12 protein-coding genes are annotated in these 14,844 nt (G+C 30.6%); 9 read left to right on the plus strand and 3 right to left on the minus strand.

Annotation, left to right across the window (positions count from 1 at the left end; translation table 11 throughout):
* The 4 genes from SHI72_RS14040 to SHI72_RS14055 all read left to right on the plus strand — a co-directional run bounded on the left by SHI72_RS14040 (window position 1) and on the right by SHI72_RS14055 (window position 3,151).
* Entirely contained in the window at window positions 1–1,572 is a 1,572-nt protein-coding gene (locus SHI72_RS14040; RefSeq protein WP_039114328.1) for a hypothetical protein, read from the plus strand.
* A gap of 2 nt (window positions 1,573–1,574) precedes the next feature.
* Window positions 1,575–1,931 carry a hypothetical protein gene (locus SHI72_RS14045; RefSeq protein WP_039114327.1) on the plus strand — a complete coding sequence of 119 codons (357 nt, stop codon included), beginning with the start codon at window positions 1,575–1,577 and terminating at the stop codon, window positions 1,929–1,931.
* Between the two features lie 197 nt (window positions 1,932–2,128).
* Window positions 2,129–2,467, plus strand: coding sequence for a hypothetical protein (locus SHI72_RS14050; RefSeq protein WP_323490335.1), 339 nt, complete (start codon window positions 2,129–2,131; stop codon window positions 2,465–2,467).
* A gap of 153 nt (window positions 2,468–2,620) precedes the next feature.
* Entirely contained in the window at window positions 2,621–3,151 is a 531-nt protein-coding gene (locus SHI72_RS14055) for a hypothetical protein (RefSeq protein ID WP_323490336.1), read from the plus strand.
* 344 nt (window positions 3,152–3,495) lie between these two features.
* Here the strand turns inward: SHI72_RS14055 and SHI72_RS14060 are convergent, their stop codons facing one another.
* Complete coding sequence (locus SHI72_RS14060) at window positions 3,496–4,560, minus strand: pentapeptide repeat-containing protein (RefSeq protein ID WP_323490337.1); 1,065 nt, start codon at window positions 4,558–4,560, stop codon at window positions 3,496–3,498.
* A gap of 687 nt (window positions 4,561–5,247) precedes the next feature.
* Here SHI72_RS14060 and SHI72_RS14065 point away from each other — a divergent pair.
* Both SHI72_RS14065 and SHI72_RS14070 read left to right on the plus strand, forming a co-directional pair.
* Window positions 5,248–6,534 (plus strand): sensor histidine kinase, encoded by a 1,287-nt coding sequence (locus SHI72_RS14065; RefSeq protein ID WP_039119893.1) that lies wholly within the window; start codon window positions 5,248–5,250, stop codon window positions 6,532–6,534.
* Window positions 6,535–6,547: 13 nt separating this feature from the next.
* Window positions 6,548–6,982, plus strand: a complete 435-nt coding sequence (locus SHI72_RS14070) for a response regulator (protein WP_323490338.1) — start codon at window positions 6,548–6,550, stop codon at window positions 6,980–6,982.
* Window positions 6,983–6,998: 16 nt separating this feature from the next.
* Here the strand turns inward: SHI72_RS14070 and SHI72_RS14075 are convergent, their stop codons facing one another.
* On the minus strand, window positions 6,999–8,417 hold the full coding sequence (locus SHI72_RS14075; RefSeq protein ID WP_323490339.1) for an AcvB/VirJ family lysyl-phosphatidylglycerol hydrolase: 1,419 nt from the start codon (window positions 8,415–8,417) through the stop codon (window positions 6,999–7,001).
* Window positions 8,418–8,723: 306 nt separating this feature from the next.
* On the opposite strand from SHI72_RS14075, the gene SHI72_RS14080 reads away from it, so the two are divergent.
* The 3 genes from SHI72_RS14080 to SHI72_RS14090 all read left to right on the plus strand — a co-directional run bounded on the left by SHI72_RS14080 (window position 8,724) and on the right by SHI72_RS14090 (window position 13,044).
* Window positions 8,724–9,944, plus strand: coding sequence for a glycoside hydrolase family 27 protein (locus SHI72_RS14080; RefSeq protein ID WP_323490340.1), 1,221 nt, complete (start codon window positions 8,724–8,726; stop codon window positions 9,942–9,944).
* A gap of 51 nt (window positions 9,945–9,995) precedes the next feature.
* Window positions 9,996–11,999: a hypothetical protein gene (locus SHI72_RS14085; RefSeq protein WP_323490341.1), complete on the plus strand. Its 2,004-nt coding sequence runs from the start codon at window positions 9,996–9,998 to the stop codon at window positions 11,997–11,999.
* 133 nt (window positions 12,000–12,132) lie between these two features.
* Entirely contained in the window at window positions 12,133–13,044 is a 912-nt protein-coding gene (locus tag SHI72_RS14090; RefSeq protein WP_323490342.1) for a GNAT family N-acetyltransferase, read from the plus strand.
* Window positions 13,045–13,052: 8 nt separating this feature from the next.
* Here SHI72_RS14090 and SHI72_RS14095 read toward each other — a convergent pair whose 3' ends face one another.
* A complete protein-coding gene (locus SHI72_RS14095) occupies window positions 13,053–14,783 on the minus strand; it encodes a hypothetical protein (RefSeq protein WP_323490343.1) in 1,731 nt (576 codons plus the stop codon).
* Window positions 14,784–14,844 lie beyond the last annotated feature (61 nt).

Raw genomic sequence — 14,844 nt, forward strand, 5'->3', positions numbered from 1 at the left:
ATGGGGAATGTAATACTTGGAGAACCGAGGTTTAAAAAACCAGAAGTAGTAGTGAAATCCGATGGTAAAATAACTGATATTGTTATGTTTGTACCGGGTACTACTGACCCTATAAATACCAAAGGATTAAAACACGAAGCCAATAAGGATTATTGGCGTGCTAGTAACGAAAATTTTTGGGGAAAGTTAAAAGAATTGAAATTTCAATTTCATGATTTACATATTGAAGATACATTTTTAAGTTGGTCTGGGGATAATAACACAGAGGAAAGAACTATTGCAGCAGATCGTTTGTTAGATTTATTTGTTAGAGTTTATCCTAAATACAAGAATAAAGAAGTCCACTTACACTTAATTGGTCACTCTCATGGCGGTAATGTGATTAATCAATTTACAAATTTGATTGCTACTGATAAAAGATTTCCTAAATTTTGGAAAATAAAAAGTATTACTTATTTATCTACACCTTTTTTTCAAAAAAAGCATCAGTTAAATCACGCTAAAGTACACAAGGAGTGTAAAATCATTAATGTTCATAATGAGTATGATATTACCCAACGTTTTGTGGCAGATTTTACATTGATAAATCTAGAAGTTTTTCTTAAAGATTTTCATTCTGACAGTTTTAAAAGAGGGATGGAAGTATTGGCAAGTGTAGATAAAAAAGCATTACAAGATAATGTTGTCGATTTTAGAATGAATGAGGAAGAGGCAATTATTATTTGGAGAGAAATGGCAAAAGTATTTCTTGGAGTTAATATTTTAACAAATCAATTCATTAAATATATTAAAAGTATAAACGTTGCTAAAGTCACTTTAGATAAAGAAAGAGATGAGTTTGTTGTTTTGCTTAAAAGCCTTTTAAAATGGACTTATGATGTACACGTAAACTTTAGTAGCATAAATAGTGGATATGGAAAAAGTAAGTTAGTTAGCAATTTGAATCTTACCCAAGGGGTAGCTGTATTAAATATCTTGTTTGATATAAAAACGGGTGTAAAAGATAGTTATATCTTAAAATTATTAGCAAAAGTATTTGCAGAAAGTCATGGTTTGACTGATAGTATTGATGATACATCTTGGTCACCAAAAAAACAAGCAGGAAGTTTAACTGTTGTTGATAGAAATATTACGACTAATGATTCCTATCACAGTAGAGGGAAAAAGGCTCAATTTGAGGGTTTTGCTACAGGAGTTGAAGGTGCTTTAAAAAGAAATAATTTAGAAGAACTATTAATGCGTTTGTTCAGCCAGTTTTTAGTACCAGCAACCCTTACAACGTTTAATAGCTATTTAGATTATGCAGAATATGCCGTAACAGGTGACTTAGATGCTCAAATCAAGATTTTAAGAAAAAATATACTAAACTATCAAAAGCTAGTAACTCTTTATCATGCGAATCTTGTTTCAGATAAAGATAAAAAAATAGATATGGCGATTAGACCAGGTGGAGTTCCTTATTTTGCAACTGTATCCCACGGTTTAAGTCATACTCAATTTTGGGAAAAAGTAGAAGCAGATCTAAGAAGTTCCTTTAGTTCAGGCATAAATACAGGTTATAAAAAGAAATAATTATGAAAAGCACTTACAAACTAATTCTCTATAGTATTATAATCTTTGTTATTTCTACGATAGGAATAACCTATTGGTATGTATCAGATCATCTTTTGTCTGATATGTCTGCTATGCCAATGAAATCATTGATGAATATTTCAATTTATATTGGACTTGTTGGGGCATTGATCCCTACTTTTTCTTTTTTAATAATTTATTTTTTAACTAGAAAAATAAAGAATAAATGGCTACTTTCTTTGGTGCTAATTATTCTATTTGCGGTAGTTTTAGCAATAGTTTATTGGTTTGTTTTGTGCGCGATATTTCAAGATCATGATAATCCACAATCTTTTATAAGTAGATTTTTAGGACTCTGATTAAAATAAAACATGCAGGTATTTAGCAAATTTTTATGCACCTCATTGAATTTAAACTAATAAAGTATTTATTGACAAACCTATGATATACATTCAGGTGTTAACTCAGAATACGGGAAAAGTAGATTTATGAAAGGGTTTGTGAGAGTAGAGTTATGTGGAGTTGCCGTTTTGTATATAAACCATAATTATTGAGAATGAAAGTTACAATAACAATTATTAAATATATAATATGTTTTCTTTTAAGTATACTTTCAGGAATGGTATGGATGAGAATTGAATTAGGAAAACCTATTGATGCAACAAGTTTCTTTTCCATATTTAATGCACTATATGGATTTATAATAATTTGGATAGGTGGATTTATTGGATTGGTTTCCTTTATTCCATTTGTATTAATCGATTTATACTATATTAAAAGAAAAATAGAAACTAAACTGAATCAAAATATTGCAAGGATTTTAGCCATTATTATTTTAAGCGGAATAATTACATTAATTCATTATGTTTTAGAATTCGGATTAAATTGGATATAAGTTTAGTTTTCACGAAAGTTGCATTAGAGATAAATACGTTTGTAAAGTCATCGCAATAATCTCTCCCATATTAAGTATTTGAGAGAGGCTGAAATAGGATTGAAAAGCTCATTCAGTTCAGGTGTAAAAATAGGTTATTCAAAAAAGTAAATTATGAAGGAGTTTTCTAGAGTTGCGTTATATAGTATTGCAACTTTATACGTTTTTATTGTACTACCAGTAAGTTTTGTATTTATTTGGTCATTAGTTAACTCTACATTTCCATTTAATTGTCGTTTTGATATCCTTATTCCGTTAGGCTTAGTTATGCTGTATTTAGGAATTGATTATAGTCTAAAAAAGAGTAAATCTATTAGAGATAAAATGAAGTTTTTATTATATCTATTTTTTGTACCCTGTATATTTCCTCTTATTTCTATTTTATTTTTCGGAATCTTTAATGACAACTATTTGTATGGTATAGTTGCATTTATACCTATTGGTTTAATCGCAGCTATATTGTTTTTGATTGTAAATTATTTTTTAGAGAAGAATTTTAACTCTAATAAAAAAAAGTTAATAGGTATTAAATCAATATCTATATTAGCCGCTTTCTTAATTGCAACGACAATATATTTATTAGTTGAATACGGTGAAGTTATAAAACCTTTAAAAAACATTTTAGATATTGAATCAGATTCATAATTCATATTTGGATGCTATTTTTCTATAACGTAGAAGAAAAATTATGTAGCTTATTTAGCTCGGGTAAAATCTTAGAGATGAAATTGAACATCTAAAATATCATTTTTACTCCAAGCTAATTAAGCATTTATTGTAAAACGGTCAACTTATTTTAGGACGACCCATAGTTAGTATTATTTTAAAAATAAAAAATTAATTGATTTGAAAACAGCTAAATAAAAGGTTACTAAAAGTGCTATCATTGTTTTATTATTAAAGATTATTTTTTGGATTTTCTTAAATATTGCAAATATGCAAGATGCCGTTTGTAATGATTATATTTTGTTGTCTGGTTAACCTGATGTCTAAGATTGTAAGTTGATACCAGTTAAATCAGCTTTTCCGCTTTTTAGGAATTCGTAAGTCATTCTATCTGCTTGACAATCTATGAATTGAATTCGTTTTAAGTTGTTGTTTTTAAAGAACGTGTTAATAAGCGTTGAATTTTGAAATATGACTCTGTTAAAAGAGCAGTTTTCAAAATAGCAATCTTCCAGAGTTCCATCAAAAAGGATATCGTCAATTTGCATTCCAATAAAAGAAGTATGACTCCACACTGCATTTATAACCGTATTATTAACGAAAGCACCTGATTTAAACTCAGCTTGGGTAAAATTTGTATCGGAGAAATCGCAGCCTTTAATATGACTTTCCAAAAATTCAGCTTTTTTTAGGGAAGAGTTTTTAAATATATTGTTGGCTAAGCTAGATTTCTGAATGTGGCTGTTACTTATGTCGGTATTTGAAAAGTTACAGCTATCAATATGATTGCTTTTAATAAGATCCACTTCGATAAGATTTGCCCCAGAAAAATCACAACCTTTAATATAGTTTTTTAAAAATTTAGTTTCTTTTAGAGAACAGCTTTTAAATATATTATTGGCTAAGTTAGAATTCTGAATGTTACTGTTACTTATGTTGGAATTGGAAAAATCACAGCTATCTACATTATTGTTTTTTAAAAGCAGTTCTGACATTTCTGAACCAACAAAGAAACAACGTAGCATGTTTGACGAACTAAATTTTTCATGAAGATCTTTCAATCCAGAAAAGTCAGCGTCTACCCAATTTCCATATGACATATCCCAACTTAGTTTTTTCTCCTCTTTTTCAGATTGTTTATTCAACGGTTCATTCAATGTTATCTCATTAACCTTAGATTGAAAGTTTTCTGAAAAATAATTAAGATCAACATTTAGAATTTCCGCTAGACGATTAAAAGTAGTGATGTCTGGCATTGATTCTCCGCGTTCCCATTTTCCTACTGCCTGAGAACTAATAAATAGCTGCTGAGCAAGCTGGGCTTGAGAAATATTTATTTTCTTTCTTGCTTCGGCAATTTTATTGCCAATAAGTTTAGTATTTAACATAGTACTTTTTTTATTTATTATTGATTCAGCAAAGGTATTTAGATACATTTCCAGAATATAAAAAACTCAAACACTTTTAGTTGTATTTACGCTATTTGTAGTTGCTATTTAGAAACTATCAGTTGTATTTTATAAACTAACTATCTGCTACATATAAAATGGTTCTAAAATTATCTTACTGGTTATTAAGTAAAAAAACTTCCGAGAAATCTGGAGTTTTTTTAAGATATAAATTTAGTTTTTTGCCTACTATTTTTGAAAGTAAAAATCAATAAAAAAACGAAAGTCTTCTGTTGATTAATGCCAGTTTTAAATTATTTAGGAGAAAAGAGTATTTTTAAAGAATATAATCGTCATAATTTTCAAGTATATTATAACAAACAAAATCTTACTTTGCTATTTTTTTCATAAATTAGCTAAAGTTTATATGGTTTTTTTACTTTATAAACTTATTCTCAGCAAACTCACTTGCTAAAGCTTGAAGTAAAAAAGTTGTTATATTCCGTTCTTAAGTTGAATCTTTTTATCAACATTACAACATATCACTTTCTCTAACCTACATAAAGTTGTCATACAAGAAAGGGATATTAATTTTAAAGGATTAACCTCCTTTTCATACACTTTTTAAACCTATTTACCTTTGCCTTAAAAACGTTCAAATGTGAATTACCAAATCGCAAAAATAGTATGAAGCAAAAAATAGAAGATATAGAGCAGTCGATACATATTCAAGAATTCCTTTTGGCAATTAAAAGAAAATCTGATAATTTGATTAATTATTTTCTTTTAATTTTTTTCATTGTCGGTTTATTACTTGCCTTTTATTATGATACATGGCAAATAGCAATAGGAGTAGGTAGTTTACTACTTGTTGCTTATTATTCTTCAAAATTTGCTTTGCCAGAATCAGACTTTTATCAGTACGTACTCAGTACGATATTAGGTATTTTTATGTGTCAATACATTTATCAAATGCATGGTATGTTCGAAATGCATTTTACAGCATTTGTAGCAAGTGCAATACTTATTACTTATCAAAACTGGAAACTACAAATACCGCTTACATTAGTTGTAATATTTCATCATGCACTGTTTGGTTATTTGCAATATAAAGGGGTTAGCGAAATTTATTTTACCCAGTTAGATTATATGTCGTTGCAAACCTTTATTATTCATATAATACTGGCAACAACTATTTTTGGCCTTTGCGGATTATGGGCTTACCAATTTAAAAAATATAGTGAAGCACATATCAATCAAACATTTAAAAAGCGTGAAATTGAGAATCAAGAATTAAAAACTGCAAATTACGAACTGGATCGTTTTGTATACAGTACTTCGCATGATTTGCGTGCTCCTTTAAATTCAATGTTAGGTCTTATTGAAATTGCACAGGATGATACCGCCGAAGAATTAATGCTGGGACATCTCCAGATGTTAAAAGAAAATGCTAAAAAACTCGATAGCTTTATTTCCGATATCCTCGTTTATTCGCGTAATTCACGCATGGAAGTTCATAAGGAAAAAATAAACTTTAATGAACTTCTTGATGATGTAACCCAAAATTTAAAATTCATGGGAGATACCAATAGGAGGGTTGGTTTTAAAGTAGATATAATTGGTGACACTCCTGTATACTCTGATAAAAATCGTTTGGTTACAATTTTAAATAATCTTATTTCGAATTCAATTCGGTATCAAAACGCACAAATTTCAAACCCATTTATAAATATTAAAATAGTAACTTCTAATATCGAGACTAATATCATTGTGCAGGATAATGGTATTGGTATTAATAAAGAATTACACTCAAAAATATTCGATATGTTTTATCGCGTATCTCAAGAATCAGTTGGTTCGGGTCTTGGACTTTACATTGTAAAAGAAGCAATAAATAAACTCAATGGAAATATAAAAGTTCAATCTGAAATTGGCCAAGGAACCACCTTTGCTATTAAAATTCCAAACAAGTAAATTAACTTAATCTATGGAACAGACAACAACACCACCGTTTAAAAAAATTCTCGTTGTAGATGATAACGCAACAGATCGTTATATTGCCAATCGTATGGCAGAGAAGTATTGTTTTGCCGAAGAAATTGTTTTATTAGACTCAGCACCAGATGCTATCGAATACCTTCTTTCATTAGAAAGTACGCCCGATTTACTCCCTCAGCTCATCTTCCTTGATATCAATATGCCTGGAATGAATGGTTTTGAATTTCTGGAGGAATACATAAAATTCTCTGAAATAATAAGAAGAAATTGTTTTATCATAATGATTACTTCTTCTACACATCCTGATGATCTTAAGCGTGTAGAAAACATTCCATCGGTAATTCGTTTTCTTAACAAACCACTCGATAGAGATAAATTTGAACTTATAAAACTTGAGTTTTCATTAAAAAAACAATTCATTTAAAATTTATAATTCAGATTTAAGGCATCATCTCTTTTGCTATTGTAATAAATGCATCTGTATAGTGATGTCCTCCATCGAGATATATGATTTTGGCTTTATCTTTTGAAAATTCTTTGACAGGAAGATCCTCTTCATCTTTTCCAAAAAAACAGATTGGACGTATATCGTTGATTTTATTTATTTCGTTAGACACAGAAAATCCAGATGAAGCATTGATGTCTAATAGTTCAGTAACATGAACTTCAAAGTCTGTTTCTTTAGATGGAGATAATAAACCTAACCCCGTTATACTTTTTTTGAATTTTTCGGGAATTCTATTATACACAAACGGAATAATATCTGCTCCAAAGGAATAACCAACTAGAATAATCTTCTCCTTTTTCCATTCTTCACCATAAGCTTCGATTATTTTGAGGATATCAGATGTAGTTTCTTCAGGGCTTTTTTTCTTCCAAAAGTATTTTAATGCATCAAGGCCAACTACTGGTGCGTCTTTTGCAGCAAATGCACTCGCCATTTGTTGGTCAAAATCTGTCCACCCACCATCTCCTGATATAAATACGACCATATAAGGACTTGCTTTGTCTTTGGCAGTATTTGTAATATGTAATGGTAGATTAAGGTTCTTTGCTGCCAATTCGGGGCTATTTTCTTCCTTTACATCTAGGGTACTTTTATAAGCTTGCATAAGTTGCGGAACCCAGTTTTTTTCCTGGCCATAACCATGTCCGACTTTAGGAAGAGATATTACAGTTGCATTGGATACATTTTTAAGAAAAGTAACTGTCTTTTCATAATTGCATACCTGATCGTTTTGACCCTGCAAGGATATAAAGGGAGTTTTAAGATTTTCGACAGTTCCTAAATCGTAGCCTTTAGTATTTTTTAGTTTGGTTGAAGTAAATTTTCCAGAACCAGAACATAATGGTTTATCTATGTTTATATCTGGACAGAATCCCATGGCAATGCCTGCTCGAAAGGTATTTTGTGGCGCCTGAGCAACAAGTCCATAAACTAATGTTGCTCCAGAGGAATATCCCAAAAGTATTGGGACTGTATAGGTTGGGTATTTTAATTTTTTTTGAACAAATTGGCTCATTCGCTCAAAGTCGGCAGCAGGGTAGAGGCATGCAGATTTGCTTTTTTTCATAGCCTTAAAGACCTGACGAATATCGACACCAATAACTAATGTATTCTCATCTTTTAGATGAAGCGCAATACCTTCAATTCCTCTATTCCAACCCCCATCGCCAGAGATACAAATAACTACATTATTGATTGTTTTGCTAGGTTTATAAAGCGTGAGGTAGCCAAAACCATTATAAGCAAGGGTATCTTTGGGTACTGCAAAAACCGCTGTATGAAATAGTATTAAGTATAATACAGCAATCAGGGTTTGATTAAAACCAATAGTTTTTATCTTTTGTCGTATCATATGATTTAAGTCTTTTAATCTTAAGATGTTGATTGATAACTACATAAAGATACTGATTTCTAGAATATAAATTTGACGAAATATAAATTTAGTTTATAACAGATACTTTTTAATTATTAGGTATTACTCTTCAAGTTAATTTTCCAATATCTCTCTAATCAATGATAAAATGATTTGTGAATTGTTTTATTATTTCTTTATTCCAAAAAATAAAAATCAGATAAAATAGTATAATTTAAAGCTAATATACTATATGCCTTAAATTTAGATTGCATGTAGGTTTGCTTAAAAAAGTAAACTTAAAAAATGAGAAGATATCTAAAAGTAAAGTATTTGTTTTTAATGGCTATTGTAATTTTTTGTACACAATTAAATGCACAAAAATTAGATCATTTGGTGTTGACACCACCAATGGGATGGAATAGCTGGAATACTTTTCATACTGATATTAACGAAAAAATGGTAATGGAAACTGCCGATATTATGGTTTCCTCAGGAATGAAGGATGCAGGTTATATTTATTTAGTTCTTGATGATGGGTGGATGGCAATGGAAAGAGATAATCAGGGTAATCTTGTGCCTGATCCTAAAAAGTTTCCTAATGGTATAAAAGTCGTTGCCGATTATGTTCATTCTAAAGGATTAAAATTTGGATTGTATAATTGTGCAGGAACATTAACCTGCCAAAAATATCCAGGAACACGAGGTTATGAATATCAGGATGCGAGGAATTATGCTGCGTGGGAAATTGATTTTTTAAAATACGATTGGTGCTTTGCCACGGGTATAAATGCCAAAGAAGCTTATACTACTATGAGTAATGCCTTGAATAAAACAGGAAGACCTATTGTATTTAGTATTTGCGAATGGGGAGTAAACAAACCTTGGGAGTGGGGCGAAGGAGTTGGTCAGTTATGGCGTACTACCGAAGATATATATCAAATATTTGATTCGGTGCATGATGAAGGAACCTGGAATTCTCTAAGTGTGATGCATATTGCAGATTTGCAGTCTAATCTTCGTAAATATTCAGGTCCTGGACATTGGAATGATCCCGATATGCTTGAAGTAGGTAACGGAATGACTTATGATGAAGATAAAGCTCATTTTTCTCTTTGGAGTATGATGGCTGCACCATTAATTGCAGGTAATGATATCCGAAAGATGTCTAAACAAACTCTGGAGATTCTTACTAACAAAGAGGTGCTGAATATTGATCAGGATGAATTAGGAATACAAGGATTTAGATATCTAGATAAAGACGGATTGCAAGTTTGGTGCAAACCTCTTAAAAACGGAGATTGGGCTATTTGCTTTATAAATCGTAAAACCGAATCTAAGTCTGTAAGTTTTGATTGGAGTAAAGAAAACATTGTAGATGCTATTTATAAATATACTTTGGATAATAAGAGCGTATACAACTTATTTGATGTTTGGAGTAAAAAAAATACAGGAACAACTTCTAAAATATTAAAAGAAACTATAGCACCTCACGGTGTTTTGATGTATCGATTAAGCAAAGCATAATTTTCTATAAAAAAAAACAAATAAGACAATTCTAAAACTTTAATTCAATTGATGACTACTGCATTTACAAAAAAACAACTCATAATCATTATACTTTGCTTTATATCAGGGAAATCATTTGCTCAACAAAATAATCGTTGGCAAATTACTACCGATGGAGCTATCTCATGGAACATCAATAATATACCTCATGACGACCATATTGAGATGAGCGGAAAGAAAATTTCCTCTGTAATTAGATATGGAGTTGCTGCAGATAGTTCTTTTCATGTAACCCGAAGTTTGGTATGGCCTATGTTAAGGACAATCCCAAACAATACTCACGCGAGTCTTACCCGCAGGTTTGCACAAGATCATTTAAAACTAGTAACGGTTAACAATAAGGCTATCGAGAACGAAAAAGTAGTTTCGATTACCCTCAACGGAACATTATTAGTAAAAAGTAAAGTTGGTAAAACACTTGAGTTAACCCGACAATATTTTCCAACAACGACAGAGGCAAGTTATTGCGAAATATATACTATCAAAAATATTTCTGGAAAAGGATATACTGTAGAAATTCCAAAATCGAATACCATTTATAATACAAACCCAATAAATGGAACTGAAGGAAGTTATACTATTCAATCTAAAGTTTTAAATGATGGTTATTTTAATCTAAAACCAAATGATATAATTAGCTTTTCAGTTCTTTATTTTGCTGGAAAATCTAATGAACTGTTACCAGAACTGAATGCTGAAAATGAGAAAATGAAGCGTCTGGAACTGGTTAAAGAATTATCGAATAAATTGGTTTTAGAAACACCTGATACTATATTGAATACTGAATTTGCTTTTGCAAAATTAAGGGCTGCCGAAAGTATATTTGAAACCAAAGGCGGGCCAATGCATGGACCGGGCGGAGAAGCGTATTATGCTGCAATTTGGGCAAATGATGAAGCAGAGTATATAGGACCCTTTTTTCCTTTTTTAGGATATGATTATGGTGATAAAGCGTCTCTGAACGCTTATCTTCATTTTGCCCGATTTATTAATAAAGAATACAAACCAATTCCAAGTTCGATTGTTGCCGAGGGTACAGATATTTGGGATGGAGCAGGTGATCGGGGAGATGCTGCTATGATTGCTTATGGAGCAGCACGTTATGCTCTTGCAAAAGGTAGTATTGACGAAGCCAAACAATTGTGGCCATTGATAGAATGGTGTCTTGAATATTGTAATTTAAAACTAAATACTGAAGGTGTTGTTACCTCAGATTCAGATGAATTAGAAGGGCGTTTCCCTGCTGGAAAAGCAAATCTTAATACATCATCATTATATTATGACGCGCTAAATTCAGCAATATATTTAGGAGCTACTTTAGGGAAAAAGGAAGCACAACTTACAACTTATAAAACTCAGGCAAAAAACTTAAAATCTGCAATCGAAAAATATTTTGGATCTACTATCGATGGGTATCAGACCTATAAATACTATAAAGAAAATGATGTTTTACGCGCATGGATATGTACTCCATTAACGATGGGTATTTATAATAGAAAAGAAGGAACTATTGCAGCATTATTTTCACCTAAACTATGGACTCAAGATGGGTTAGCAAGCCTTTCGGGAGATAAAACTTTCTGGGACAGATCGACTTTATATGCTTTAAGAGGTGTTTTGGCAGCAGGAGAAACCGAAAAAGCAATAGATTTTTTGCATTATTACTCCACGCGTCGTTTATTAGGAGATCATGTTCCTTATCCTGTAGAAGCTTATCCTGAAGGAAATCAGCGTCATCTTTCAGCAGAAAGTGGTTTGTATTGTAGAGTTTTTACCGAAGGATTGTTTGGTATTCGCCCAACGAGTTTAAAAGGCTTTGATTTTACACCTCGTCTTCCAATATCATGGCCAGAAATGGGATTGCGAAATATTCATGCATTTGGGCAAGACTTTGATATTGTTGTGAAAAGAGAAAAAAAGAAATTAAAAATTACAATCTCGGATAAGAAAAAAATATGGTTAGATAAGGTTATTAATGAAGGAGATACTATTAAGGTATTATTTGATAAATAGCTTATTGTATACCCTTATATAAAGTGTTTATTTAGTATATATTAAATATAATATTCTTCTGTTTTTTCGAAATAAAAGGAAAAAGTAAAGAGGCAGAAAATGAAATAATTCTGTAATTTTGAAAAAAAGAGAAATGCAGACAGAAAATATTACCCTTAACAAACAAGTATTTACATTATATATTCAATACGAATCTGACGATAATCTGCGTAAAAAGTTTAATCAACTTACAAATGAAGTATGGGGATTTGACTTTGAAAATTATTACAAATCCGGATATTGGGACGATAACTGTATCATTTATTCTTTGTTTATTGATGACCAGATAGTTTCTCACACTACAGTAAGTACATTTGAAACTATTGTTGGAAACGAGTCTATTGTTTTGGCTCAATTAGGAACGGTAATGACTCGTCCTGATTATCAAAAACAAGGATTGTCACGTTATTTGATGGAAAGAATTTTGCAAGATTACAAGGAAAAAGTAAGTGGAATGTTTCTATTTGCCAATGATTCTGTTTTGGACTTTTATCCCAAGTTTAATTTTTCAGCAGTACAAGAATTTCAAGCGAGTGCGCCTATAGTGTTTAGTGAAAGCAGTCATCATGTGACAAAACTAAATCTGGATGATTCTAATCAACGAAAATTATTAGAAACGTATGTAAAGAATTCAATACCAACTTCATCATTCGATACTAAAAATCTTGGGTTGACTTTTTTTTATTGCTATGCTTATCCCGATTTTGGTTTTAAAGACTCTATATATTATATCGAATCCTTAAAGACAATTGCCATTGTACAAAAAGAGGAAAACACCATGACTATACTTCAGCTTTTTCAGCTGGAAGAACAAAATATAGAAGATGTAATTCTTGCTTTAGCAACGCCAGAAGTTGATACAGTACTATTTGGATTCAGTCCCTTAAATACAGATTATAATTATACAATTCATAAAGAGGAAGATCTAACGTTGTTTGTTTCACCAGAATTAGAAGATTTATTCAATAACCAAAAACTGATGATTCCGATATTATCTCATACATAATATTACAATTACGACATATCGATTATCTCAAATAAAAGATTGTGTTTATCGCCAAGTTTTTTCTTTAAGCGTTGTTTGCTCTTTTTTACGGCATCTAATGTAATACCGAGCAAACTTGCAATTTCGGAATTAGTGAATCGCAATTTTTGGAGCATTATAATTTTAAGATTAGAATCCTTTAACTCTGGAAAATCCTTCATTAAAGCTTCATAAAAAACATTGTATTCTTTTTTAAATTCTCGTTTAAAAGTATTCCAGTTTTCATCTGTCATTAAATGGGAGTCCAATAATTCCTGTAGTTTTCCTTTTTCTAAATGATAAGACGGAGATTGTTTTATATTTTCGAGTTCTAGTTTTAATTTAGAAATCTGAATATTTTTATTGTGCAAAAATTTAATGTGTGCATCAAGATCAAGGTTTGCATCATTAAGTTTTTTCTCGTAGTTTCTTTTTTCTATTTTATGATCTATTATCTTTTTATTATATTCTAAGCTGTTATTTTTCAGTCTTTTCTTAAAAGAGAAGAAAATAAAAATTGATAATAAAATCGCCAAAATAACAAGCAGTATATAGATATTCTTCATCTTACTTTCGTGTTCATATTGCAGTTGTGTATTCTTGACCCTATTTTCATATTTGGCTTTCTGTACAAACCAATTTGCCCTTGTTAAAGCAGTTTCGCCATCTGTTTTAAGTAAAGATTCTTCTATTTTTTTAAGTTCACGCCTTAATGATAATTCTTTTTCAGGATCTTTCCCGTTTAATATATTCAGTTTTAATTCGATAATATCTTTTAAAGAATTATTGTAATAAGGTTTAGACAAAGCAATTTTTTCGGCTTTTTGTAATAATGCATTTGCTCTGGATGTATCTTGTTCTTTTAAAAGAATTTTAGCCATTAAAATAGAGGCATACATGCTGTTTTTCTCGTCTTTATACTTTTCTGAATAATCGATATCTTTTTGCAAAAGCTCAAGAGCAGTTTTATAATCTCCCTTTTTTTCATAAATGAGCGCTTTGTCACCAAGTGCTTTTGCATAGCGTATATTATCACTAATAGGTAAAGAGACAGCAATGGTTTTATCAAAATAATACATTGCCGCAGGAAAGTTTTTTTCTTTAAAATAATATACTCCTATGGCATTTAAAACACTTGCATATTCTGGAGAATTAGTCTTAGTATAATGTAAGGATTTCTTTAAAAATTTAACAGCCAAGTCTTCATCATCAATGGTAGTCATTATCCAACCAAAAAATTTAAAAGTTTCTCCAGGAAGAATCATTTTGTTGGGATTTATACTTTCTGTGGCATCAATCGTTTTTAATAAAGTTGGGATAAGCTTGTCTATTTCTCTGTAATAATAAAGGTATTTAGAATAATTCATTTCTGCCCAGATTATTAGCGAAGGATCATTTATGTCTTTTGCTTTTTGGATTGAAAGTAAGTAATAAGTATCGCTTAGAGAATTTGTTTTATCAAAAAAACTAGAATAGCCATTTGCCAGCAAGGCATAGTAAAGGATATTATATTTCTTACTCGAAGATTGGAGTAAAGGAGCCAAAAACTTTTTTAATTGTACAGAGTCTTTTTGAAAATCTTTCTCTTGAAGAATGATGCGCTCAATATTTTCACGTGAATCTTGTAACGGAATTGTTAGCGTTTGGGAATATGATTTAGATAAAAAAGTAAAAATAAAAACAGCGAATAGAATTCCTGTTCTTTTTATAATATAAGCCATGCGTAAGGAATCATTGATTTGCTAAAATACAAAAATATGAATCTATGAGAAGTAATATTTA

It is taken from the genome of Flavobacterium sp. PL02, from assembly GCF_035013205.1.
In the GTDB taxonomy this organism is placed as follows: domain Bacteria; phylum Bacteroidota; class Bacteroidia; order Flavobacteriales; family Flavobacteriaceae; genus Flavobacterium.

Coding starts and splice junctions, on each gene's coding strand:
- SHI72_RS14060 (WP_323490337.1), bottom strand. CDS start 4,560: ATGTTAAATACTAAACTTATTGGCAATAAAATTGCCGAAGCAAGAAAG.
- SHI72_RS14090 (WP_323490342.1), top strand. CDS start 12,133: ATGCAGACAGAAAATATTACCCTTAACAAACAAGTATTTACATTATAT.
- SHI72_RS14045 (WP_039114327.1), top strand. CDS start 1,575: ATGAAAAGCACTTACAAACTAATTCTCTATAGTATTATAATCTTTGTT.
- SHI72_RS14050 (WP_323490335.1), top strand. CDS start 2,129: ATGAAAGTTACAATAACAATTATTAAATATATAATATGTTTTCTTTTA.
- SHI72_RS14065 (WP_039119893.1), top strand. CDS start 5,248: ATGAAGCAAAAAATAGAAGATATAGAGCAGTCGATACATATTCAAGAA.
- SHI72_RS14075 (WP_323490339.1), bottom strand. CDS start 8,417: ATGATACGACAAAAGATAAAAACTATTGGTTTTAATCAAACCCTGATT.
- SHI72_RS14095 (WP_323490343.1), bottom strand. CDS start 14,783: ATGGCTTATATTATAAAAAGAACAGGAATTCTATTCGCTGTTTTTATT.
- SHI72_RS14080 (WP_323490340.1), top strand. CDS start 8,724: ATGAGAAGATATCTAAAAGTAAAGTATTTGTTTTTAATGGCTATTGTA.
- SHI72_RS14055 (WP_323490336.1), top strand. CDS start 2,621: ATGAAGGAGTTTTCTAGAGTTGCGTTATATAGTATTGCAACTTTATAC.
- SHI72_RS14040 (WP_039114328.1), top strand. CDS start 1: ATGGGGAATGTAATACTTGGAGAACCGAGGTTTAAAAAACCAGAAGTA.
- SHI72_RS14070 (WP_323490338.1), top strand. CDS start 6,548: ATGGAACAGACAACAACACCACCGTTTAAAAAAATTCTCGTTGTAGAT.
- SHI72_RS14085 (WP_323490341.1), top strand. CDS start 9,996: ATGACTACTGCATTTACAAAAAAACAACTCATAATCATTATACTTTGC.